This is a genomic window from Methylophilus medardicus (genome assembly GCF_006363955.1).
Lineage (GTDB): Bacteria > Pseudomonadota > Gammaproteobacteria > Burkholderiales > Methylophilaceae > Methylophilus > Methylophilus medardensis.
This window is the reverse complement of sequence record NZ_CP040948.1, coordinates 1353681-1378890: the sequence shown is the minus strand read 5'-3', so window position 1 is coordinate 1378890 and position 25210 is coordinate 1353681. Positions and strand designations below refer to the sequence as shown.

The 25210-nt window shown below is 49.8% G+C and carries 21 protein-coding genes; all 21 read left to right on the top strand.

From position 1 onward, the window contains the following. Window positions 1–4 precede the first annotated feature (4 nt). Window positions 5–2860, top strand: coding sequence for a FimV/HubP family polar landmark protein (locus FIT99_RS06715; protein ID WP_140003576.1), 2856 nt, complete (start codon window positions 5–7; stop codon window positions 2858–2860). 83 nt (window positions 2861–2943) lie between these two features. Beyond that, on the top strand, window positions 2944–3717 hold the full coding sequence (gene truA / locus FIT99_RS06710; RefSeq protein ID WP_140003575.1) for a tRNA pseudouridine(38-40) synthase TruA: 774 nt from the start codon (window positions 2944–2946) through the stop codon (window positions 3715–3717). Window positions 3718–3760: 43 nt separating this feature from the next. After that, window positions 3761–4408 (top strand): phosphoribosylanthranilate isomerase, encoded by a 648-nt coding sequence (locus tag FIT99_RS06705; protein ID WP_140003574.1) that lies wholly within the window; start codon window positions 3761–3763, stop codon window positions 4406–4408. Window positions 4409–4430: 22 nt separating this feature from the next. After that, window positions 4431–5633, top strand: coding sequence for a tryptophan synthase subunit beta (gene trpB, locus FIT99_RS06700; protein ID WP_140003573.1), 1203 nt, complete (start codon window positions 4431–4433; stop codon window positions 5631–5633). A gap of 107 nt (window positions 5634–5740) precedes the next feature. After that, window positions 5741–6541: a tryptophan synthase subunit alpha gene (gene trpA / locus FIT99_RS06695; RefSeq protein WP_140003572.1), complete on the top strand. Its 801-nt coding sequence runs from the start codon at window positions 5741–5743 to the stop codon at window positions 6539–6541. A 45-nt stretch (window positions 6542–6586) separates the two neighbouring features. Further along, entirely contained in the window at window positions 6587–7453 is an 867-nt protein-coding gene (accD, locus tag FIT99_RS06690) for an acetyl-CoA carboxylase, carboxyltransferase subunit beta (RefSeq protein ID WP_140003571.1), read from the top strand. Next, entirely contained in the window at window positions 7453–8754 is a 1302-nt protein-coding gene (gene folC / locus FIT99_RS06685) for a bifunctional tetrahydrofolate synthase/dihydrofolate synthase (RefSeq protein WP_140003570.1), read from the top strand. Before accD ends, folC begins: the two co-directional genes overlap by 1 nt. Before the next feature lie 59 nt (window positions 8755–8813). Continuing rightward, window positions 8814–9623, top strand: coding sequence for an SPOR domain-containing protein (locus FIT99_RS06680; RefSeq protein WP_223261135.1), 810 nt, complete (start codon window positions 8814–8816; stop codon window positions 9621–9623). An 8-nt stretch (window positions 9624–9631) separates the two neighbouring features. Continuing rightward, window positions 9632–10150: a CvpA family protein gene (locus FIT99_RS06675; RefSeq protein ID WP_140003568.1), complete on the top strand. Its 519-nt coding sequence runs from the start codon at window positions 9632–9634 to the stop codon at window positions 10148–10150. A gap of 32 nt (window positions 10151–10182) precedes the next feature. Continuing rightward, window positions 10183–11718 carry an amidophosphoribosyltransferase gene (gene purF, locus FIT99_RS06670; RefSeq protein WP_140003567.1) on the top strand — a complete coding sequence of 512 codons (1536 nt, stop codon included), beginning with the start codon at window positions 10183–10185 and terminating at the stop codon, window positions 11716–11718. A gap of 225 nt (window positions 11719–11943) precedes the next feature. Continuing rightward, window positions 11944–13131, top strand: a complete 1188-nt coding sequence (locus FIT99_RS06665; RefSeq protein ID WP_140003566.1) for an O-succinylhomoserine sulfhydrylase — start codon at window positions 11944–11946, stop codon at window positions 13129–13131. Window positions 13132–13383: 252 nt separating this feature from the next. Continuing rightward, complete coding sequence (gyrA, locus tag FIT99_RS06660; protein WP_140003565.1) at window positions 13384–15954, top strand: DNA gyrase subunit A; 2571 nt, start codon at window positions 13384–13386, stop codon at window positions 15952–15954. A 7-nt stretch (window positions 15955–15961) separates the two neighbouring features. Next, window positions 15962–17041 (top strand): 3-phosphoserine/phosphohydroxythreonine transaminase, encoded by a 1080-nt coding sequence (gene serC, locus FIT99_RS06655; protein ID WP_140003564.1) that lies wholly within the window; start codon window positions 15962–15964, stop codon window positions 17039–17041. Window positions 17042–17064: 23 nt separating this feature from the next. Beyond that, window positions 17065–18147: a prephenate dehydratase gene (gene pheA, locus FIT99_RS06650; protein ID WP_140003563.1), complete on the top strand. Its 1083-nt coding sequence runs from the start codon at window positions 17065–17067 to the stop codon at window positions 18145–18147. Between the two features lie 9 nt (window positions 18148–18156). Then, window positions 18157–19260: a histidinol-phosphate transaminase gene (hisC, locus tag FIT99_RS06645; RefSeq protein ID WP_140003562.1), complete on the top strand. Its 1104-nt coding sequence runs from the start codon at window positions 18157–18159 to the stop codon at window positions 19258–19260. Next, window positions 19257–20339 (top strand): 3-deoxy-7-phosphoheptulonate synthase, encoded by a 1083-nt coding sequence (locus tag FIT99_RS06640; protein WP_140003561.1) that lies wholly within the window; start codon window positions 19257–19259, stop codon window positions 20337–20339. Before hisC ends, FIT99_RS06640 begins: the two co-directional genes overlap by 4 nt. Window positions 20340–20619: 280 nt before the next feature. Next, the gene (gene pqqB / locus FIT99_RS06635) at window positions 20620–21561 is read left to right on the top strand and encodes a pyrroloquinoline quinone biosynthesis protein PqqB (protein WP_140003560.1); all 942 of its coding nucleotides are present in this window, start codon (window positions 20620–20622) and stop codon (window positions 21559–21561) included. A 9-nt stretch (window positions 21562–21570) separates the two neighbouring features. Beyond that, complete coding sequence (gene pqqC, locus FIT99_RS06630) at window positions 21571–22332, top strand: pyrroloquinoline-quinone synthase PqqC (RefSeq protein ID WP_140003559.1); 762 nt, start codon at window positions 21571–21573, stop codon at window positions 22330–22332. Window positions 22333–22351: 19 nt separating this feature from the next. Next, entirely contained in the window at window positions 22352–22636 is a 285-nt protein-coding gene (gene pqqD, locus FIT99_RS06625) for a pyrroloquinoline quinone biosynthesis peptide chaperone PqqD (RefSeq protein WP_140003558.1), read from the top strand. Window positions 22637–22653: 17 nt separating this feature from the next. Further along, a complete protein-coding gene (pqqE, locus tag FIT99_RS06620) occupies window positions 22654–23835 on the top strand; it encodes a pyrroloquinoline quinone biosynthesis protein PqqE (protein ID WP_140003557.1) in 1182 nt (393 codons plus the stop codon). 94 nt (window positions 23836–23929) lie between these two features. Further along, complete coding sequence (locus FIT99_RS06615) at window positions 23930–25126, top strand: multidrug effflux MFS transporter (RefSeq protein WP_140003556.1); 1197 nt, start codon at window positions 23930–23932, stop codon at window positions 25124–25126. The last annotated feature ends 84 nt before the right edge of the window (window positions 25127–25210 follow it).

Here is a 25210-nt window from a genome sequence, read left to right as displayed (position 1 = left end):
ATCGGTGAGTAAATTTCAATTAAAAAAAATAGCCTTTACCTTGAGTCTGAGTGCAGCCCTTTCGGCGCATGCTGCCGGGTTGGGTGGCCTGGTTTCCAGTTCTAAACTGGGGGAGCCGCTCAATGCGGAAATCGAGTTATTGGCGGTCACGCCGAATGAACTCAACAGCATTCAGGCCACCTTAGCCAGCGAGCAGGTGTATCAGGATCAGATGCTAGAAAAACCGGCCTCTTATCCATTCATCAAAATTGAAGTCGGTAGTAATACGAAAGGTCAGCCTATTCTGAAGTTGACCAGTTCACAACCGATTACCGAAGCCTTTCTCGACATGTTGATTCAGGTCGATTGGCCCACAGGGCGTCTCGTCAAAGAGTACACTCTGTTGTTGGATCCACCGGGATTTAACTCTAACTACGTGTCAGAATCAGGCGGATTGCCGGTGACAGGGCAGTCGGCTTCAGATGCGCCTGCGAAAGCTGCGCCGACAACCCAAGACCCAACGGTCAGCCCGCCATTGCCTCTGCCACAATCTAAGCCAGTGAATCAGCCCAAACCGCGCGCGGCAATGCCTGCTCCTAAGCCTGCTGATTCCGAAGTCCAAGCCACTGAGCCGCAAACGATTACTACTGCGCGAGGCGATACCTTATATGCCATTGCCAGACAGATGAAACCCGACAGTGTCAGTATTGAGCAAATGTTGGCCGCGCTCTATCAAACGAACCAGCAAGCGTTTGATGCGAAAAACATGCATCGCCTCAAAGTGGGCAAAATCATCCGCCTACCTGATCAAGCAACCCTAGATAGTATGAGTCGGCCACAAGCCAATCGTCTGATTGCAGAGCACACTGCACAATGGCAGACCTATAAAAATGCCTTGTCAAACGTGGTGAAAGAAGCTGCCCCTAGTCAAACGGGTGGCAATACGCAACAGTCCGCAGGTAAGATTGGTGCAGCAGGTGATAAAACCACGCCGCCTTCTAAACCGAGCAAAGATGTGTTGAAGCTGTCCGCAGGGGATGAGAAATCAACCAGTCAAGGCGATAAAACCGGCGCTAAGGTGTCTGCAACTGCTGCACAAGAAGATGCTACCGCCAAGGCGAACGCGATTAAAGAAGAACAGTCGCGTGCGGCTGCGCTTGAAAAACAAGTTGCAGACATGAAGAAATTGGTGGAGATGAAAAACAATGCCATGGCAGAAGCAGAAAAAAATGCTGCCCAGGCTGCGACAGATTCAACAGCGCCACCTAAAGTGGAGACCCCTGCATCGGCTGCAGCGCAACCTGCTGAGCCACCTAAGGTGCCAGTTGCACCCAAAGTAGAAACCAAACCTGCAGCGGTTGTAGTGCCTGCCCAACCTGTTGCGCCTGCGCCAGATGAGCAAGCCTTGCCTGCGCAACCGTCGTTCATGCATGTATTGCTGGAGCGTCTGAAAAATATTAGCCCGGTGTTACCTTGGGCGTTAATTGCGCTGCCGCTGCTGCTTTGTGTGTGGGCGTTAATCCGGATTCGCCGTAAAAAACAAATCGATAACTTTGAAGATGTGATCGTGACATCCCCGGCGACCGAAATGCAGAACAATACCGTCTTTGGCGATACGCAAGCGGCTGGTTCTGGAGATACGTCATTCTTAACCGACTTTTCGCAGAGTGGTGTGGGGGGCATGATTGATTCGCATGATGTCGATCCGATTGCTGAAGCCGAAGTTTATATGGCCTATGGTCGTGATGCGCAAGCCGAAGAAATCCTGAAGGATGCCATCCAAAAAGATCCTCAACGTCAAGAACTGAAGTTAAAGCTGCTCGAAATTTATCAAGCAACAGGGAATAAAGGCGCTTTTGAGTCATTGGCAAGTGATGTGTACGCCAAATCAGAGGCATCAGATCCCACCTGGTCAAAAGTCAGTGCCATGGGTCAGAAGCTTGATCCAGAGAACGCACTTTATCAGGCCACGCCTTCGGCGGTTGCAGCTGTTGCAGCAGTGGCGTCAGAAGCTGAAGCCACTGCGGTGCCAGTCACTGAAGCACAAAATGAAGAGGATGCTTATCACTTTAACTTTGAAGCGCCTGCACTAGAGTTTGATGGCGCATCAGAAGCAGTCGCTGCATCAACCCAGGCTGATGCTAGATCCGAACCCGTTAATCTGGCAGAAGAGACGTTCACCATTGAATCTTTGCCAGAAGCCACAGATGTTGTGGCTGCGGACCCGCAGCCAGTGCGTGAGGGTGAGGATGGATTTTCTATCGTTGCAGAAGAAACCGATGCAGCAGCATCACCGCGTTTTGAAGTGGAGCCTGGATCTGCATCGCAAGATGTTGCGGAACCGCTAGAGATGGACGCAGCACTGGCGTTGACCCCCAAAGCCTTAGACTTACCCTCATTAAACTTGGATGATGGGATGTCGCCTACTGATCAAACGGGCGCGAATCCTACATTGGCAGGGACCGGTGAGCCAAGTTTGTCTGGGGAAGATGCGGTATTTGAATCGCTGCCTGAGCTGTCATTGGAGTTGGGTGGCCCTAACGATGTTTCGAATGCAGCGCAGGGTGATACCTCGCTTGACTTTGAAGAAATCAGTCTTGAACAAGCGGATGATGCATTGAATGCGCCATCAGACTCGGGAGCTGTTGAGTATAGTGAGGCATTTCCTGAAATCTCACTTGATATGGCAGAGTCACCGTCCACTGTCATAGATGCGGTTGCAGATGAGCCAGAAGAGGTCAATACGAAGCTCGATCTCATCCAAGCATATATCGATATGGAAGATTTAGTGGGCGCCAAAGAGTTGATTGACGAAGTCATGGCTGAAGGCGGGGAGCGGCAGCGGCAGCGTGCGAGTGCGTTGCTTGAAAAGCTCGCTTAACAACAAGGCCGGATTTCCGGCCTTGCGCATTTTTAACAGCGGCCGACTAGGCGTAATCCCGCGCAGCCCTTATACTAAGCGCCATGAAAATTGCGATTGGCATTGAATATCACGGCGCTTATTTTCAAGGATGGCAAAGTCAACCGAATGCCGCTGGTGTCCAAGATGCGATTGAACGAGCCATTGCCCTCGTTGGAGGTGAAGCGGTCCGTTTGCACGCAGCGGGACGTACCGATACGGGCGTGCATGCCTTGATGCAAGTCGCACATTTTGAAACCAGTGTGACGCGGCCATTGACCGCCTGGGTGCGTGGCACCAATGCGCATCTGCCTTCCTGGGTGCGCGTTCTTTGGGCGGTGCAGGTGGATGATGCGTTTCATGCCCGCTTTAGTGCAAGGTCGCGTAGCTATCAGTATGTGTTGTATAACCATCCAGTGGCGCCGGCCAGTCAACACGGTCGCGTGGGTTGGTACCACAGGCCGTTATCGATTGCGCCGATGCAGCAGGCGGCTTCTGTGTTAGTGGGTCAACATGATTTTAGTGCCTTTCGAGCGAGTGAGTGTCAGGCCAAGACCCCAGTACGAACCATGCACCGGGCACAGATCACACAGCAAGGCCCATATCTGGTGTTTAGTTTCGAGGCGAATGCCTTTTTGCAGCACCAGATTCGTAACATGGTCGGCGCTTTGGTCTATGTAGGGCAGGGTAAATTAAGTGCTGACGCATTTGCTGCGCTGTTGCAACAGCAGGATCGCCGTCTGTCGCCGCCAACCTTTATGCCCGATGGCTTGTATTTTACCGGCGTTCAATACGACGCGGTGTGGCAACTACCCGTCTCTCACGCGCGCTGGGCTTAAGTTGCCTTATTCAACATTTAAAATAGAGCAGTCAAATATCTAAATGACAAGAACCAGAGTAAAAATTTGCGGCATAACCCGTTTAGAGGATGCTTTAAGCGCAATTGCGGCAGGGGCAGATGCGCTCGGCTTTGTGTTTTACGCGCCCAGCCCCCGCGCGGTGACTGCGGCACAAGCACAGGCCATCATGGCAGCATTACCCCCTTTTGTGAGTAAAGTCGGCCTATTTGTGAACGCTACGGTCGAAGAAGTGCGTCAAGTGATCGCCAGCACTGATCTAGATTGCTTACAATTTCATGGTGACGAGTCAGCGGATTATTGTGCACAATTTAATCTGCCATATTACAAAGCAATCCGCGTCAAACCAGGGCTAAATTTGGTACAATGTGAAGAAGATTTTGCGTCAGCATCAGCCTTGTTGCTCGATACTTACTCAGAAAAAGCTGTCGGTGGAACCGGAGAAGCGTTTGATTGGTCATTGATTCCAGCTGAGATGCAAAAGCCATTGATATTGGCGGGTGGTTTAAATCCGGAAAATGTCATGCAGGCCGCGCAGCAAGTGCAACCATACGCGCTTGATGTTAGCGGCGGCGTAGAAGTACAAAAGGGGATCAAATCCCCACAAAAAATAGCGGTGTTCATGCAACAGGTGTTGCAGAGTGATGCCGCACGAAATGGGCGGTTAGTGTAACAAACGAGATACGGAGTAACGCATGCAAATCTATGACATGCCAGATGCGCGCGGTCATTTTGGCCCATTTGGTGGCGTTTTTGTTTCAGAAACTTTAGTCGAAGCCTTGGACGAGTTGCGGGTGATGTATGAAAAATACCGCTACGATCCAGCCTTTTTGGCTGAGTTTAATTATGACCTCAAGCATTTTGTAGGCCGTCCAAGCCCGATTTATCATGCTAAACGCCTATCCGATAAAATCGGCGGTGCGCAGATTTATCTCAAACGCGAGGATCTCAACCACACCGGCGCGCACAAAATCAACAACACAATCGGCCAAGCATTGCTGGCAAAACGCATGGGCAAACCCCGCGTGATTGCAGAAACTGGTGCCGGTCAGCACGGCGTGGCGACTGCCACCATTGCAGCCCGTTTAGGCCTGGAGTGCGTGGTGTATATGGGTGCTGAAGACGTCAAGCGTCAAGCGCCAAACGTTTTCCGTATGAAGCTGCTGGGCGCAACAGTAGTGCCTGTCGAAAGCGGCTCGAAAACTTTAAAGGATGCCTTGAATGAGGCGATGCGTGACTGGGTCACCAACATCTCTAACACGTTTTACATTATCGGTACGGTAGCGGGGCCGCATCCTTACCCAATGATGGTGCGTGATTTTCAATCCATTATCGGCATTGAATCCAAGCAACAGATGCAGGAAATGGTTGGTCGCCAACCAGATGCAGTGGTGGCTTGTGTAGGCGGTGGTTCAAATGCGATGGGTATTTTCTATCCTTACATTGATGTTGAGGGCGTCCGTTTGATTGGTGTCGAAGCGGGTGGTCATGGCCTGAACACGGGTATGCACGCGGCGCCATTGACTGCGAATAGTCCGATTGGTGTGTTGCATGGCAATCGTACCTATTTGATGCAGGATGCGGATGGCAATATCATTGAAACGCATTCGATCTCCGCCGGCCTAGATTACCCTGGGGTAGGGCCTGAGCATGCTTGGTTGAAAGATATCAAGCGCGCCGAATATGTCGCGATTAATGATGATGAAGCGATGGCTGCATTCCACAATCTTTGCCGTACTGAGGGTATTATTCCTGCGCTCGAAACCAGTCATGCCTTAGCGCATGCAGAAAAGCTGGCTAAAACGATGTCTCCAGAGCAGACAATACTGGTGAATCTGTCGGGCCGTGGTGATAAAGATATTAATACCGTCGCGAGTTTGGCGAATATCACCCTTTAATTGTCAGCCTCTATCCAACCGTGCTGTTGGCGCTGTAATTGTATTTTGATAGCGCTTCCACAGCACGGTTAATCCAATATTTTAGAATTAACTAACAAAGCATTCTTATGTCTCGCATTCAAACTGTATTTGCTGCACTCAAGTCGCAAGGTAAAAAAGCGCTGATTCCTTACATCACTGCCGGTGATCCACATCCTGATCAAACCGTGCCTTTGTTGCATGCATTGGTGGCCTCTGGTGCAGACATGATTGAGTTAGGGGTGCCGTTTTCTGATCCGATGGCAGATGGACCGGTGATTCAGCGCGCAAGTGAGCGCGCTTTGGTGCACAAAATGGGCCTGCGCAAAGTGCTAGGGATGGTTAGAGCGTTTCGTGAGACCAATCAAACCACGCCGATTGTGTTGATGGGCTATGCGAATCCGATTGAAGCTATGGGCTGTGATCAATTCGTCACGCTCGCCAAAGAGGCAGGGGTAGACGGTGTATTGACAGTCGACTATCCGCCGGAGGAGTCTGAAGCTTTCAATCATGCTTTGGTCAGTGCGGGCATTGACAGTATTTTCTTGTTGTCGCCGACCACTGAAGCCTCACGCACTGCGCTGATTGTGAAACAGGCCACTGGTTTCCTTTACTATGTATCCCTCAAGGGTGTAACGGGTGCCGCCAATCTGGATATTGTCGAAGTAAAAAAACGCGTTGCAGAGATTCGTAGCCAGACCAGTTTGCCAATTGGCGTTGGGTTTGGGGTCAAAGATGCGGCGACCGCACGAGAAGTGGCTGCGATTGCAGACGCGGTGGTTGTGGGTAGTCGCATGGTGCTGGCGATTGAAAACGCTGATGCTGGTCAGCTGGTCACGAATGTGCAGGCACTAATGAAAGAATTGCGTACGGCGATTGATTCAGTTTAAACCTATCTGGTTTAAGTGCGTCGCGATATGAAAGCAGGAGAAGCTATGAGTTGGTTAGACAAGATTCCACAAAAAATTAAGCGTGCGGTTGGTTCTGTACAAAAACGTAACGTGCCTGAGGGCTTATGGAGCAAATGTGATGCTTGCCAGACGGTGCTCTACCGCACGGATTTGGATGCGAATCTTGAAGTCTGCCCGCAATGCGGTCATCACCACCGTTTGGGTGCGCGTAGCCGCTTAAATGTGTTACTGGATGCAGAAGGCCGCATCGAGATCGGTGCCGATGTGACGCCGGTGGATGCGTTGAAATTTAAAGATAGCAAAACTTATGCGGAGCGCATGCGCGCAGCGCAGCGTGACGTGAAAGAGAAAGATGCGCTGATTGTGATGCGCGGTGCAGTTGAGGGTGTGCCGGTGGTTGCTGCGGTGTTTGAGTTCAAATTCATGGGCGGCTCTATGGGCTCGGTAGTCGGTGAGCGCTTTGTGCGAGGGGTTCAAGACGCCATTGCGCACAAATGTGCCTTTATTTGTATTTCATCCAGTGGTGGTGCCCGCATGCAGGAAGGCCTGCTCTCGTTAATGCAAATGGCTAAAACCAGTGCGGCACTGACTAAATTGTCAGAAGCCGGTTTGCCATATGTTTCGGTCTTGACCGATCCGACCATGGGGGGTGTTTCAGCCAGTTTTGCCATGCTTGGGGATGTCATTATTGCCGAGCCAAATGCGCTGATTGGTTTCGCCGGCCCGCGCGTGATCGAACAAACAGTACGTGAGACGCTGCCGGAAGGTTTTCAGCGTGCAGAGTTCCTTTTGACGCACGGCGCGATTGATATGATTGTTGACCGTCGTGAGATGCGTGCAAAGCTTAGTCAGTTATTGTCCAATTTGTTGAATTTGACTAAAGCTGCCTGATGTCGTCTGTGATATCCGAGCTGCCCCAAACAGTAGAGGCTTGGCTCGGCTACATTGAGTCCTTACACCCAAAGTCCATCGAAATGGGCTTAGACCGAGTGCAAACGGTGGCTAACCGTTTGCAACTGCAATTTCCATTTACCGTGATCACTGTCGGCGGCACCAATGGCAAAGGTTCTACCTGTGCCATGCTGGAGCGTATCTACGGCGCTGCTGGTTATCAAGTAGGCTGTTATACCTCTCCCCATCTGGTGCACTACCAAGAGCGTGTGCGCTTTAATCAGCAGGTGATTGCTGATGCATTATTGTGCGAAGCGTTTTCTGCCGTTGAGCAAGCTCGCGGGGACATTACATTGACTTACTTTGAAATGGGTACGCTGGCCGCTTTATGGGCTTTTGAACAGCAGCCGCTCGATGTGGTGATCCTAGAGGTTGGCCTGGGCGGTCGTTTAGATGCCGTGAATATTGTCGACGCTGATTGTGCGATTGTCACCAATGTTGATCTTGATCACATGGAATTCTTGGGCAATACACGCGAACTCATCGGTTATGAAAAAGCTGGCATATACCGTCAACAGCAAGTGGCTATTTGCGGTGACGCGTCTCCACCGGACGCATTACTTGCACATGCAGAGGCATTGGGTGTGCAGTTAAAGCGCTTTGGCGTCGATTATCAGATTGAAATTTTAGGCAGCCAACATGCCCGTTATCAGGATGCCGCTGGCGAACTTGATATTGGTACTTTGCGGTTATTTGGTGATTATCAATGGAATAACGCAGCAAGTGTCATTTTTGCCGTACGTGCCCTAGAGGCTGTGTTGCCCGTTGCCGAGCCACAGTTATTGTATGCACTTACCGTGACTGAAGTCACGGGTCGATTCCAATACCTGCAACAGTCTCCGGATGTGATTCTGGATGTGGCGCATAACCCGCATGCGGCGCGTGCATTACGTGAAAATTTGCTGCGTTTGCGCGCGGATCTCAGTCACGGTCAGGTGATTGCGGTATTTTCCATGTTGTCTGACAAAGATATTGCCAGTGTGGTGGAGATATTGCATTCGGTGATGGATGTATGGCATGTCGCCCCGATTGATCACCCACGAGCAGCACAATTAGCCTATTTACAGACTTGTTTGAGCAAAAATGTATCGCCAGACCGGATTCATCAGCATGCTGATTTGCCTACTGCCTTGCGCACTGCTTATAAAAACGCTGCAAAAAATGATAAAATCATCGTGTTTGGTTCATTTTTTACTGTGGCTGCAATTTTGGAATTAACGCCTGATCAGTGGGCCCTTTAAGCTAGCCAGATGGCAATAAACCTGCGTTAGAACGACAACACAAGATGGCGAGAGATGCTTTGACAGACAACGAACTGTTGCTCAAAAAAACTGCCCGTAGGCGATTAGTGGGTGCGATCACCTTGGTGGTCTTGATGCTCATCGTGCTGCCCTTTGTGCTTAAGGACAGGGTGGTAGAATCTAATCATGACAACGTAGAAATTACCGTTGTGAATCGCCAAACCAATCGTGAGCCCATTCTTGAATTACCCGAGGATGAAGTGGTGTTGGACAACGATGCCGTACCCGCGAATGCTGCTTCTGCAGAGACGCATGCCACAGAAGTGTTAGAGGCAAACATGGATGAGATCGCTCCAGCAGCAACCAAAGCTGTAACAGCCTCATCAAAGCAGTCCAAGCCTGAAGCTGTCAATCCTGCACCCGCCTTGGCACAATCAACACCTGCCCCAATGATTGAGCCCAAAGTAGAGCCCAAAGTAGAGCCCAAAGTAGAGCCCAAAGTAGAGCCCAAAGTAGAGCCCAAAGTAGAGCCCAAAGTAGAGCCCAAAGTAGAGCCCAAAGTAGAGCCCAAAGTAGAGCCCAAAGTCGCCGCCGTTAAGCCAGCGACTAAAGAAGCTGTGCTTAATACCGATAAAAAATCAGGAAAGTTTTTTGTACAGTTTGGTGTATTTTCAGAGCCTAAAAACCTTGAAACGCTGCAAGCTAAGTTAAAACAAGCGGGTGTTGAAGCCGCGACAGAAAAAGTAGATGCTGCGGGTCAAAAGCTGCGCTTACGTTCGCGGACGTATGCCTCTCGAAACGAAGCGGCAGCTGCGCTTAAAAAACTGGAAGCCGCCGGGTTCTCAGGCATTGTGGCGAGCAAGTCCTGATCTAGCCGATGACTGTGTTTGATTATTTCGTATTAGGCATCATCGGTTTTTCGATTTTGGTTGGGTTGATGCGCGGGGCGATTAGAGAAGTATTTTCCGTATTAGGATGGGTACTGGCCTTTTATTTAGCAAACCGTTTCAACGCGCAGGTCATTGCATACATGCCAGAGCAGATACCGGGCGAATCAGTAAAAGCCATGGCTGCATTTTTAGTCGTTTTTTTACTGGTTTTATTTGTGGCTGCTTTATTTGCGTTGTTGCTCACCAGTTTGATTAAAGCGATGGGACTGGGCGCCCTAAACCGTGTATTGGGTGGGATTGCTGGCTTCATTAAAGGCGGGTTAGTGGTTTGCATATTGGTGATGCTGGCGGGGATGTCCGATTTGCCAAAAGATCCGCGCTGGGTCAATGCAACCTTTAGCGCGCCGTTTGAAGCATTGGTCTTGAAATTGTTGCCATGGATGCCATCTAGTATTGCTAGGCATGTGCATTTGGATCATCAGCGGGTAGATGAGTCTGCCATTTAATTTGTAATCAAGCGTTTGATAGGGATGTCACTATGTGTGGAATTATCGGTATTGTAGGCAAGAACCCGGTGAATCAGTTGTTGTATGACGGTCTGCTAGTATTGCAGCACCGTGGCCAAGATGCCGCTGGTATCGTGACCTGTGATGGTAATTCTTTTCATATGCACAAAAACAATGGCTTGGTAAAAGATGTTTTTCATACGCGTCACATGCGTAATCTGGTCGGTAATGTGGGGATTGCACATGTGCGTTATCCGACCGCAGGTTCTTCGAGCGCCGCAGAGGCGCAACCCTTTTACGTCAATTCTCCTTTTGGTATCGTCTTAGGCCACAACGGTAATCTCACCAACTCTGAGCAGCTCAAATCTGAAATGTTCAGACAAGATTTGCGTCACATCAATACCAACTCTGATTCTGAAGTATTGCTCAATGTGCTAGCCCATGAGATCGAGAGCACTTCCAAGAATGCGTTACTAAACAGTGACATGGTGTTTGACGCCGTGGCTGGGGTACACAGACGCTGTAAAGGGGCTTATGCGGTGGTGGCGATGATTGCTAATTTTGGGTTATTGGCGTTTCGTGATCCACATGGCATTCGTCCATTAGTGATTGGTAAACAGGAGACTGACAAAGGCACCGAGTATATTGTCGCCTCAGAAAGCGTCGCGCTGGACGTGTTGGGGTTTAGCATGTTGCGGGATGTCGAGCCTGGTGAAGCCGTGTTTATCGACATGGATGGTAATTTATTTAGCCGTCAATGTGCCAGCAATCCCAAACTGACTTCTTGCATTTTTGAGTATGTATATCTGGCGCGTCCAGACTCCGTCATCGATGGTGTTTCGGTGTACCAAACCCGTTTGGATATGGGCACCTTGCTCGCCGAGAAAATTAAGCGCGAGTGGGCAGATAAAAAAATTGATGTGGTGATTCCGATTCCCGATACTAGCCGCCCGAGTGCGCTGCAATTAGGCATTGCTTTAGGCTTAGATTATCGTGAGGGCTTCATCAAAAACCGTTACATTGGCCGAACGTTTATCATGCCTGGGCAGGCATTGCGTAAAAAGTCTGTGCGTCAAAAACTCAATCCGATCGGTATCGAGTTTAAAGGCAAGAATGTGTTATTGGTAGATGACTCCATTGTGCGCGGTACCACCTCTCAGCAAATTGTGCAGATGGCACGCGACGCGGGCGCCAATAAAGTTTATTTTGCTTCCGCAGCACCGCCGGTCAGATATCCTAACGTGTACGGCATTGATATGCCTAGCCGCCATGAGTTGCTCGCCACTAATCGCACGGATGAAGAAATTTGTGCTGAAATCGGTGCCGATGCGCTGATTTATCAGGATCTGGATGCGTTGCGAGAAAGCATCGCCAAATCAAATCCACACATGACCGAATTTGATTGCAGCTGTTTTGACGGTAAGTACGTCACCGGTGATATTGATGCGGCCTACTTGAATCGCATCGAATCCGCCCGCAGTGATATGAACAAAAAGCAGTTACCCCCAAACTCAACCACACAGCTCGATTTGAACCTGTTATCCACTGAGTTGGTGGGTGCAGAGTAAGGGTTGACAGGCGAATACAAAAGGCGTTTAATGAAATTGCGCTGATTTGAGTGGCGAACTTTAAACGAAGCCTAACTCAGCTTGCGAGCGCATTATAAATACCGCTAAAGCGAGAGCCCCAAAGACCCGTTTTAGCGCAATGCTGAAACGGGTTTTTTATTACCCAAATCTAGGCCCTAGACGCCAAGACGGGATTGTCCAATCCGGACAGAAGTTTGAGGAATCATGAACGATCAATACCATTTGGAAACGCTGGCTGTGCGTGCCGGCACACTCACCACTGCCTTCGGTGAGAACTCTGAAGCCATGTTTTTAAATTCAAGTTTTCGCTTTGAAAATGCAGCGCAGGCCGCCGCTCGTTTCGGTGGCACTGAGCCGGGCAACATATACTCCCGCTTTACTAACCCGACTGTGACGATGTTTCAGGATAAGCTCGCAGCACTTGAAGGGGCAGAACAATGCGTTGCCACGTCAAGCGGCATGTCTGCGATTCTTGCGTGTGTCATGGGCTTGTGCAGTGCGGGCGATCATGTGGTGGCTTCCCGCAGTATTTTTGGCACCACTGTGCAACTCTTTACCAATATCCTCAAACGCTGGGGCTTAGACGTGACGCTGGTTTCACTGACTGATGCGGCCGAATGGAAAGCGGCGGTAAAACCCAATACCAAATTATTTTTTGCCGAGACGCCCTCCAACCCATTAACTGAAGTAGGCGACATTGCCGAGTTGGCAACGATTGCGCATGCCGCTGGTGCTTATCTGGTGGTGGATAATTGCTTTTGTACACCTGCTTTGCAGCAACCCCTAAAATTGGGCGCAGATATCATCATTCATTCGGCGACCAAATATATTGATGGACAAGGCCGAGTTCTTGGCGGCGCGGTGCTGGGTAGCATGGCCATCATGGAGCCGGTGTATGGCTTTTTGCGCACCGCTGGCGTCACCATGAGCGCATTTAATGCTTGGGTGTTCATTAAAGGGTTAGAGACCTTGCAAGTGCGTATGGAAGCGCATGCAGCACGCGCCTTAGCGTTGGCCCAATGGTTGGAACAGCAGCCGGGGATAGACCGCGTGTACTATCCCGGTTTGCCCTCGCATCCGCAATACGATTTAGCGCAAAAGCAACAACGATTGGGCGGGGGGATTGTGTCATTTGAAGTCAAACCGCGTGCGGGCCAAACCCAGAAGGAGGCAGCATGGGCGGTGATTGATGCCACGCGCCTTATCTCAATCACGGCAAACCTGGGCGATGTAAAATCCACCATCACACATCCTGCCACCACCACGCATAGCCGCGTCAGCCCAGAGGCAAGAGCTGCCTCTGGCATCAAGGATAATCTGGTCAGAATTGCGGTCGGTTTGGAGCATATTGAGGATTTGAAAGCAGACTTGCAGTTACTCACGCAACAGTAATAGGTTCAAATAGCTTTTAGGCTGGCGCTTGATTTTTAATTACGCGGGTTTTTTTAGCTACTTCATCGGCACTGATCAGGAAGTCCTGTCAGTGTCGTTTGTTATTTAAGGCGAAAGATTTCAGCTAATAAAAGTGACCAAATCGTGGTTTTTTTTCATGCCCACTTGGCCCCCAGCCGTGATTAGGCGCGCCGGATTGCGCTTAATATGCTAAAATCGCGAGATAACTTTTAACTATAAATTGGGTCAAGAATGAGTCAGTCTCCAGATCAATTTGCCAAAGAAACGTTACCTATCAGCTTAGAAGACGAGATGCGTCGGAGCTACCTCGATTACGCCATGAGCGTGATCGTCGGGCGTGCGCTTCCTGATGTGCGTGATGGTCTCAAGCCTGTGCACCGCCGCGTGTTGTTTGCGATGCACGAGTTGTCAAATGACTACAACAAGCCTTACAAAAAATCTGCCCGTATTGTCGGTGACGTGATCGGTAAATACCACCCGCACGGCGACACGGCTGTGTACGACACCATCGTGCGCATGGCGCAAGATTTCTCTCTGCGCTACATGCTGGTCGATGGTCAGGGTAACTTTGGTTCGGTGGATGGCGACAACGCGGCTGCGATGCGTTACACCGAAATTCGCATGTCCAAAATTGCGCACGAGCTGTTGGCTGATATCGAAAAAGAGACTGTAGACTTTGGTCCTAACTATGACGGCAGCGAACAAGAGCCGCTGATCATGCCAACCCGTATTCCCAATCTGCTGATTAACGGTAGCTCGGGGATTGCCGTGGGCATGGCGACCAACATTCCGCCACACAACCTGAACGAAGTGTTAAATGCCTGCTTTGCAGTGCTGAAAAACCCTGAAATCAGTGTCGATGAATTGATCGAATACATCCCCGCACCTGATTTCCCGACCGCTGGGATTATTTACGGCACGGTAGGTGTGAAAGAGGGCTACCGCACCGGCCGCGGCCGCGTCGTGATGCGGGGCCGCACCCACTTTGAAGATCTCGATAAAGGGGGTCGTCAGTCCATCATCATTGACGAGTTACCGTATCAGGTGAACAAGAAAACCTTGATTGAAAAAATCGCGGAACTGGTCAACGAGAAAAAAATCGAGGGTATTTCTGATTTACGCGATGAGTCTGATAAATCAGGCATGCGCGTAGTGATTGAACTCAAGCGGGGCGAAGTCCCAGAGGTGATTTTAAACAACCTCTACAAACAAACCCAATTGCAAGACACCTTTGGTATGAACATGGTGGCCCTAATGGATGGGCAGCCGCGCTTGCTCAACCTCAAGCAAATGCTTGAAGCCTTTTTGCGTCATCGTCGTGAAGTGGTCACACGCCGCACCGTGTTTGAGCTGCGCAAAGCCCGCGATCGGGGCCATGTGCTTGAAGGCTTGGCAGTTGCGCTGGCTAACGTAGATGAGATGATTGCGATCATTAAAGCTGCACCGACGCCACCAGAAGCGAAAAAAGAGTTGATGTTACGCACCTGGAACTCGCCAGTAGTTGAAGAAATGCTTAGACGCGCGGCCATGGAAGCCTCTCGTCCAGAAGGCTTGTCGGTAGACTTTGGCATGACCCCAGAGGGTTATCGACTGTCTGACGTCCAGGCGCAAGAAATTCTCCAAATGCGCTTGCAACGCTTGACTGGTCTTGAGCAGGATAAGATCGTTAATGAGTATAAAGAAGTGATGGATGTCATTGCTGATTTGCTGGATATTCTCGCTAAACCTGAGCGTGTGACCGCGATTATTGTCGATGAGTTAAATGAAATTCAGAAACAATTTGGCGACAAACGTCGTTCAGAAATCGAGCAAAACACACAGGACCTGTCTCTTGAAGATCTGATTACGCCACAAGATGTTGTCGTTACTTTGTCACATACGGGCTATGTCAAGTCACAGCCATTAGATGAATATCGTGCGCAAAAACGTGGTGGTCGCGGCAAACAAGCAGCTGCTACCAAAGAGGACGACTTCATCGACAAGATGTTTGTCGCCAATACACATGATTACATCCTGTGTTTCAGCAGCCGTGGACGTGTCTACTGGTTGAAAGTCTATGAAGTACCACAAGGCAGTCGTGTCAGCCGCGGTAAGCCGATTGTGAACCTGTTCCCACTCGAAGAGGGCGAGAAAATTAACGCTATCTTGCCCGTGAAAGAGTTTGACGAAAGCCACTTTGTCTTCATGGCAACGGCGATGGGTACGGTCAAGAAAACAGCGTTAACCGAATTCGCCAATCCTCGTAAGTCCGGCATTATCGCGATTAACCTCGACGAAGGCGACTATCTGATCGGTGCTGAAGTGACCAATGGTGCCAACGATATCGTGCTGGTATCCAACGGTGGTAAAGCGGTCTGGTTCACTGAAGATGATGTGCGCCCGATGGGCCGGGCGACGCGCGGCGTGCGTGGCATGAAACTCGCAGCTAAGCAGCAGGTGTTGTCTCTGCTGATTGCTGAAAATGATCAGCAGTCTGTGTTGGTTGCGACTGAAAACGGTTACGGTAAGCGCACCGTGTTGTCTGAGTTCCGTCATTCAGGCCGTGGCACCCAAGGCGTTAAAGCCATCGCCATTAGCGAGCGTAATGGCTTAGCCATTGCGGCCAGACTGGTGAGCGCAGAAGATGAAATCATGTTGATCACCACGGGTGGTGTATTGATTCGTACGCGGGTCAAAGAGATTCGTGATATGGGTCGCGCAGCACAAGGCGTGACCTTGATTAATCTGGGCGAAGGTGAAAAATTGTCAGGCTTAGAAAAAGTAGTTGAAACTGACGATGACGTTGAAGGCAACGAAGAATAAGACAGGCATGACACAGATTTTTAATTTTTCTGCAGGACCAGCAGTCCTCCCAAAACCAGTATTAGCGCGTGCCCAAGCAGAAATGCTTGATTGGCATGGCTCTGGTATGAGTGTGATGGAAATGTCGCATCGTGGCAAAGAGTTCACCAGCATTCTGGAGAAAACCGAAGCCGATTTGCGCCAGCTGTTGGCCATTCCGACCAATTATAAAGTCTTGTTTTTGCAGGGCGGGGCGATTGCTGAGAATGCCATGATTCCCCTCAACTTGCTGAACGGCAAGTCTGCGGATTATGTGGTCACCGGCGCCTGGAGTAAGCGCAGTGTGCAGGACGCACAGGCATATGGTCAGATCAATATTGCCGCTAGCGCTGAGGCGCAAGGCTTTACTACGGTGCCGGCGTTTAATGATTGGCAATTAAACAAGCAGGCGGCATACGTGCATTACTGCACCAATGAAACCATCAATGGGGTGGAGTTTTTGACCGTGCCCGACACCCATGGCGTGCCAATTGTCGCTGACATGTCCTCGCATATTTTGTCACGTCCCATTGATGTTTCAAAATATGGTGTGATTTATGGGGGCGCACAAAAGAATATTGGCCCCGCGGGGCTGTGTCTGGTGATTGTGCGTGAAGATTTATTGGAGCAAGCGTCCTCGTTGACTCCTGCGGTGTTTCACTGGAAAACCCAGGCGGATAACCAAAGCATGATTAACACGCCGCCAACTTACAGCATTTATATCGCAGGTTTGGTTTTTGAGTGGTTATTAGCGCAAGGCGGCGTAGAAGCCATCGAGCAAAAAAATATCGCCAAGGCGAACTTGTTGTATCACTACCTTGATCAAACTGACTTTTATGACAATGCTATTCAACACGAATATCGGTCGCGGATGAATATTCCGTTCCGTTTGCATGACGAATCACTCAATGATGCCTTTTTAAAGCAGGCAGAGACGCAGGGCTTGTTACAACTCAAAGGACATCGTTCTGTGGGTGGGATGCGCGCCAGCATGTATAACGCGATGCCTATCGAAGGCGTGCAAGCACTGGTCGAGTTTATGCAAGCGTTTGAAAAATCCAACTCATAAAATACCTTAATTATTTATTTTAAATGTCTGATTTATTGAAACAATTTAGAGATAAGATTGACGCAATTGACGCCCAAGTATTGGCGCTAGTCAATCAACGAGCCGCTCTGGCGCGAGAGATCGGGCATTTAAAAGACGATGGCGTGATTTATCGCCCTGAGCGTGAGGCGCAAATTATTCGTCGCTTGCAAGCAGACAATCAAGGGCCGCTATCGCCTGAAGCTGTCAGTCATATTTTTCGTGCGGTGATGTCCAATTGCCGCGCGCTCGAAAAAGAGTTATCGATTGCTTTTCTGGGGCCATTAGGCACCTACAGTGAGGAGGCCGCGTTAAAACAATTTGGTGAAGGTCGCCAAGCGGTCGTCTGCGGCAGTATTGATGAGGTGTTTCGCACGGTTGAGGCTGGGCAGGCAGATTATGCGGTGGTGCCGGTGGAAAACTCGACGGAGGGCGCAGTTGGCATCACGTTAGACTTATTGCTTTCAAGTCCGCTGCAAGTGATCGGTGAGGTGACCTTGCCCGTGCACCATTGCTTGCTATCAGCGCAGCAGGATATCCGTCAGATCAGCCATGTGTTTTCACATGCGCAATCTTTATCGCAATGTCATGAGTGGTTGAACAAGCACTTACCCACGGCCGAGCGGGAAGCTGTGACCAGTAACGCGCGCGCTGCACAAATGATCCATGAGCTGGTTGCCAGTCAAGGCACCTTCGCAGCCGCCATTGCCAGCAAGCGCGCGGCTGAGCTGTTCGATTTGCATGTGTTGGCTGAAAATATTGAAGATGATCCTAAAAACACTACACGGTTTTTGGTGCTGGGCAATCATAGTGTTGCGCCGTCAGGCCAGGACAAAACCTCTTTGGTAATGAGTGCACACAATAAGCCAGGCGCCATGTTAGCGCTGCTTGAGCCCTTGTCTCAGCATGGTGTGAGTATGACCAAGCTTGAATCACGCCCCTCACGCCAAAACTTGTGGAACTACGTGTTTTTTGTCGATATTGAAGGCCATCAACAACAGCCTTCCGTACAAGCCGCGCTGACAGCATTGGCTGAACGCGCTACTTTTCTCAAAGTGTTGGGTTCTTACCCAACCGCAATTATTTAATCTTTCATTATGTCGACTTTATCAGCGTTAGCGCCTGCCAATATTCGTGCCATTGCCCCCTATCAGGGTGGCAAACCGATCAGTGAACTTGCCCGCGAAATGGGATTAAACGAGGCGGATATCGTTAAACTCGCGTCCAACGAGAATCCGCTCGGGATGAGTCCCAAGGCGCAAATGGCGCTTGAAGCGGCGATTGAAAACATTGCACGTTATCCAGATGGCAACAGCTTTGCTTTGCGGGATGCGGTCAGTCATAAATTTGGGGTGCAAGCATCACAGATTGTTTTTGGTAACGGTTCTAACGACATTCTAGAGCTGGTCGCACGCGCCTTTTTAACGGCGGGAGATGACGTCATTTACTCGCAGCATGCCTTTGCAGTGTATCCACTGGTGACGCAAGCCGTGGGTGCGACTGGTATTGTGGTGCCAGCGGTAGCGTTTGGTCATGATTTGGCTGGTTTCTTGAAAGCGATCACGCCTAACACCAAGCTCATGTTTGTCGCAAACCCTAATAATCCGACCGGAACGCTGATCAGCAAGCCAGACTTAAAAGCATTTTTACAACAAGTGCCTAAGCATATTCTGGTGGTCCTAGACGAGGCGTATGACGAGTATTTGTCACCTGCGGACAAATCAGAGGCCATTGGTTGGCTGGCAGAATTTGAAAATTTGATTATTTCACGCAGCTTCTCAAAGGCCTATGGACTAGCAGGATTGCGCGTCGGGTTCGGCTTGATGCACGCCACCGTGGCCGATTTGTTGAACCGAGTGCGTCAGCCGTTTAACGTTAACAGCTTAGCGCAAGTGGCTGCCATTGAATCATTGCTTGATGATGACTTTGTTGCGCGCAGCTATGCAGCCAATCAGGCCGGAATGCTGCAAATGACGCAAGGCCTGCAACAACTCGGCTTGAGTTATATTCCGTCGTATGGCAATTTCGTCAGCTTTAAAGTCGACAACGCTAGCGCGGTCAACCAGGCATTGCTCAAGCAGGGCGTGATTGTCCGCCCGGTAGCCAATTATGAAATGCCGGCGTATTTGCGTGTCAGCATTGGTTTATTTAGTGAAAATGCACGTTTTCTTGAAGTGCTTACAAAGATTTTAGCGTCATGACCGTATACGAAAAATTAGCCACTGATGATGTCAGGGTGCTTGAGATTAAACCGCTGATTAAACCAGCGGAATTACTGTCTCGACTGCAAGAAAGTCAAACCAGTACGCAAAACATTCTCAAAACGCGCTCGGCCATTCACCATGTTCTGCATCAAGGTGATGATCGATTGTTGGTGATTGTAGGGCCTTGCTCGATCCATGATACCGAGGCCGGCATGGAATATGCTCAGCGCTTGCTTGCCGTGCGCAACCGTCTGGCGGGCGAGTTGTTGATCGTCATGCGCGTGTATTTCGAAAAGCCACGCACGACGGTTGGCTGGAAAGGATTGATTAATGATCCCCACCTTGATGGTACCTATGACATCAATTTAGGGCTCGAAAAAGCACGCCGCTTTTTGCTGGATGTGAACGAGATCGGGATGCCCGCCGCGACAGAATTCTTAGACGTGGTATCGCCACAATATACGGCGGATTTAGTCAGCTGGGGTGCGATTGGCGCGCGTACGACCGAATCTCAAATTCACCGAGAGCTTGCCTCAGGCCTGTCTTGCCCCGTCGGCTTTAAAAACGGGACTGACGGTGGCGTGAAGGTCGCCATCGATGCTATTAAAACTGCTGCGAGTCCGCATCACTTCTTGTCGATGACCAAAGAAGGTGAGTCTGCCATTTTTGCCACAAAAGGCAATGAAGACTGCCATGTGATTTTACGCGGTGGCAAACTGCCAAATTACGATACTCAAAGTGTGGCAGCTGTGTGTGACCAGTTGGCAGAAGCTGGCTTAGCACCCGTGTTGATGGTCGACTGCAGCCATGGCAACAGCCAAAAGCAGTATAAAAATCAAATCGCGGTGGTAGATGATGTGGCTGCGCAGGTCGCCGCGGGGGATGCACGTATTATCGGTCTCATGTTGGAGTCACATTTGAACGAAGGCCGTCAGGACCATTCACCCGGTTGCAACCTCAACTACGGTCAGTCGATCACCGATGCCTGTTTGGGCTGGGAGGATTCTGTGGCCGTGTTAGAGACTTTAGCCGCGTCGGTGAAAGCGCGTCGTGAAAAGCGTGCCGCTGAAGAATAAACTTAACGAATCCATCAAGCCGCGCTCAAGCGCGGCTTTTTTATGCCTAAAAATCACGAATCTGTCTTGGGCTCATGATAATCATGAGCAGGGAATCATTGTCTGTTGCAGGCTGTTCATGCAACGCATGCGTATGATGCGAGTCTTAATTGGTGTTCATTGTGTGGACCCAGAAATTAAGCCACACAATGGCCTCATCACCGAACAGACAATTGTTGTATGATGAAGTTTAAGCTAACCGGCTAGGCTTCTTTTTTAAAAGGTTAAATAACGAGCGATTATGCAAATACACGTATTAGGGGCGGGCGCAGGGGGTGGGTTTCCACAATGGAATTGCAATTGTCAAAACTGTGATGGTTTGCGCAAAGGCACAATCAAAGCTAAGCGTCGGACACAATCCTCTATTTGTGTATCAAGTAATGGTGTGGATTGGGTATTGTTTAATGCCTCCCCAGACGTGTTGCAACAAATTCAAGAGTTTGCGCCACTGCAACCTGGGCGTGGGATTCGTGACTCGGGGATTCAAGCGATTGTATTGATTGATGCACAGATTGATCACACCACGGGTTTATTTATGTTGCGTGAAGGCCAAGTCAAGCGCGAGATTTATTGCACCAAGGCCGTTCACGGCGACCTGACCAGCGGCAATCAAATTTTAAATATTCTGGGCCATTATTGCGGTATCAATCATCATGAGATCCCAATTGATGCTGACGATATTAGCAGAGCCCACAGCTTTGAAATTCCGACAGTCCCCAATTTACGCTTCACCGCAGTGGCGTTGAAGAGTGCAGCACCGCCGTATTCCCCGCACCGCAACGATCCTCACCCCGGCGACACCATTGGCGTTTTAATCGAAGAGATTTCAACAGGCAAAAAATGTTGGTACTCGCCAGGATTGGCTGAAATTGAACCGCATTTGCCACCGCTCATGCATCAAGCAGATTGCGTGATGGTCGATGGCACTTTCTGGACCAACACCGAAATGTTAGACATGGGGCTCATGACCAAAACTGCACGCAGTATTGGTCACAATCCGCAATCTGGTCCGGGTGGCATGATAGAAGTCCTCGATGGCTTTGGTGCCGATAAACCTGTACGCAAAGTACTGATTCATATCAACAATACTAACCCGATTTTAAGAGAAGATTCCGCCGAGCGCGCTATTCTCGATCAACACAAGATCGAAGTGGCGTATGACGGTATGGATATCATTCTATAGGAGCGCAATATGAACACAGTTACCCACGATAATTTGCCATGGTCACGCGAAGAGTTTGAAGCCAAACTGCGTGAAAAAGGACAGGGCTATCACATCTATCATCCTATCCACGTGCTGATGTATGAAGGTAAGCTGACAAAAGAGCAACTGCAATGCTGGGTGGCAAATCGTTATTACTATCAAATCATGATTCCGCAGAAGGATGCGGCAGTGATGTCCAATTGCCCCGACAAAGAGGTACGCAAAGGCTGGATTCACAGAATCACCGACCATGATGGTTACGATGGGGTCGAGGGCGGGATTGAAGCTTGGCTTAAACTGAGTGAGGCCGTGGGCTTGTCGCGCGACCAAGTCACCTCCCTTGAATTGGTTTCTCCTGGCGTGAAATTTGCTGTTGATGCCTACGTGAACTTTGCTCGTCAACGGCCTTGGCAAGAGAGTGTCTGTTCTAGCCTCACTGAATTGTTTGCGCCGCATATTCACCAGCAACGCATCAGTTCTTGGCCAGCCATGTATCCATGGGTGAAAGAAGAGGGCTTTGTGTATTTTAAAAAACGCCTGACCGAAGCACGTCGCGATGTTGAGCAAGGGCTAGGCATTACGCTAGATTATTTTAGCGTGAGCCGTGAGATGCAGCTGCGTGCCTTAGACATTTTGCAATTCAAACTCGATGTGTTGTGGGTGATTGCGGATGCCATCATGTTAGCAAGTACGAAAATTCAGGTTGAAGACCGCGACTACATGCGCCAACCTGTCATCAAGTTCAGATAAGCAACGAAAGAAGTGCAACATGGAAAATAACATCCAACATTCAGATATATACGCCATTGCCTTGCATCATCGCTTTCAATGGGAAGAAGCGCAACAAAGCTACGTGCTGCTGTTTCCTGAAGGCATGGTCAAATTGCATGGCGGTGCAGGAGAGATTCTGAAACGCGTGGATGGTAAAGCGAGCGTGGGCGATATCGTGACTGCGTTAAAAACCGCGTTTCCGGATGCCGAAGGCATTGAATCCGATATTGTGGGTATGTTTGACCTTGCTGTTGGTAAAGCCTGGTTACGCAAGGTCAATTAATCCGTTAGGAGAGTCACATGGCACAGCTTAATAATGGCGTAGCAGCAAACGTCACCCAGAAGCAACCGTTATGGTTGCTGGCAGAAGTTACATATCGGTGCCCACTGCATTGCGCATTTTGTTATAACCCCACCGATTATGACAAACATACCAAAAATGAGTTAAGCACTGAGCAATGGATTAGTGCGTTGCGCGATGCACGTAAAATGGGGGCCATACAGCTCGGTATTTCTGGGGGGGAGCCGTTATTACGTGACGACATTGAAGAAATTGTGGCAGAGGCGCACAAGCTTGGCTACTACAGCAACCTGATTACATCTGGAGTGGGCTTAACCGAGAAGCGAATTCAAGCCTTTAAAGAAGGGGGCTTAGACCACATTCAACTGTCGATGCATGATGTCACTGAAGACATCAGCAACTTTATTACCGATACCCGCACCTTTGAATTGAAGAAAAAAGTCGCGGGCATGATCAAAGCGCATGGCTACCCCATGGTATTGAACGTGGTGATCCACCGTTACAATATTGACCAAGTGGGTCGGATCTTAGAAATGGCAGAAGCGCTGGGGGCTGACTATGTTGAGTTAGCGAACACGCAATATTACGGCTGGAGTTTGGTGAATCGTGATCAGCTCATGCCAACGCGTGAGCAATTAAACCAAGCTGAGGCCGCGACTAACGCTTTCAGAGAGCGGGTCGGTAACAAAATGAAGGTGTTTTTTGTGGTGCCAGATTACTTTTCTGACCGGCCCAAAAAATGCATGAATGGCTGGGGCGAAGTGTTTATGATCGTGACTGCCAATGGGGATGTGTTGCCTTGCCATTCGGCGCGTGTGTTACCCGGCATGACATTCCCCAATGTCCGCGAGAATGGTTTGGAGTGGGCTTGGAAAGAATCTCCAGCCTTTACCAAATACCGTGGTATGGATTGGATGAAAGAGCCTTGCCGTAGTTGTGATGAGAGAGAAAACGATCTCGGCGGTTGTCGTTGTCAGTCATACCTGCTGAGTGGTGACGCCGAAATGGCCGATCCAGTGTGTACAAAATCGCCAAATCGTCATTTAATCGATGAGGCCTTAGCCAATTCACAAAAACCGCAGCTGCGTGAGCAACCCATTATCTTTAGAACAGACAAAAATTCTAAAAAATATGTTGAGGGTGATAAAGAGCGCATCGAACAGTTTCATGCTTTGCCCTAAGCGAAGATTGGTTAAACTGGCAGATATTGTTTTCAGGTCTGCCTTATAATACCCAAGGTGCCTGAGGGCACCTTTGTTTTTTCTAAGGTCGTTCATGTTTAAATCACGTTCTTCTACCTTGGTATTAGTGTTGGCTGCTTTGGCTGCGCTAGCGCCATTTGCCATAGATACTTACTTACCTGCCTTTCACATCATGGCTGCAGCATTTGGCACCGATGAATTAGCGATCCAACAAAGTTTGACCTTGTATTTGCTGCCCTATGCGTTAATGACACTTTGTCATGGTGCGATTTCTGATGCGATCGGTCGTATCACGACCATTAAATGGGGGCTAGCGATTTTTATGTTGGCCAGTGTCGGCTGTGCTTTTGCACCGAATGTTCAAACCTTGTGGCTGTTCAGAGCCTTGCAAGGTATGAGTGGTGGGGCGGGCAACACCGTTGCACGTGCCATGGTGCGTGATCTGTTTTCAGGTGCACAAGCGCAACGGGTGATGGCGACTGTGCAGCTGTTATTTGGCATTGCCCCTGCGATTGCGCCGATTCTGGGCGGGATTCTTTTAGGCATCCACTGGCAGGCCATTTTTATCTTTTTGGCCCTGTATGCCGCGATTGCGCTATGGATGGCGGTGCGCTACCTGCCAGAAACCATGCCTGCGGAGAAACGGATTGCATTTTCAATCCAAGGCATCGTGCAGACCTACGGCAAGATGCTAAAACATAAAGTTTTTTTGGGGCTGATCATCTGCTTGGGGCTCAATTTTTCCGCATTCTTTATTTACGTGTTGGCAAGCCCGGTCTTTCTGGTCAAGCATTTACATCTGAATAGCCAACAGTTTGGTTATTTGTTTGTGCCCACGGTGACCGGCATGATGCTGGGTTCTTGGATCTCACGCCATACGGCAGGCAAGATTGCCCCCACCAGGGTGTTACGCTGGGCATTTGCTTGGATGCTTATTATCGCCAGCGCCAACGTAGGCTTGCAGTGGTGGATGAGTATGAGCGCACATTCTGCTTGGTGGTTGTCGATTCTACCCATCGCTTTGTTTAATGTCGGTATGGCAACCGCCATGCCGATCTTATCGATTGCAGCACTCGATTGTTATCCGACCTTGCGTGGCACCGCTGCCTCTGCACAAGCATTCATGCAGATGTTGTGCTCAACGCTGTGCTCAGCCCTGATTGTGCCCTTGGTATGGCATTCCACATTGACCTTGGCCATGGCGATGTTGGCCATGATCATTCTGAGCACCTTGCTGCTATGGTTTTCACGCCAACCAACCACTTCGTAGCGAGTGTCGCACAAAGCCTGTGCAAGCCCTGAAATATGGGGCTTTTACCAACTTCATTGCATATTTGATCGCCCTACGACTGCA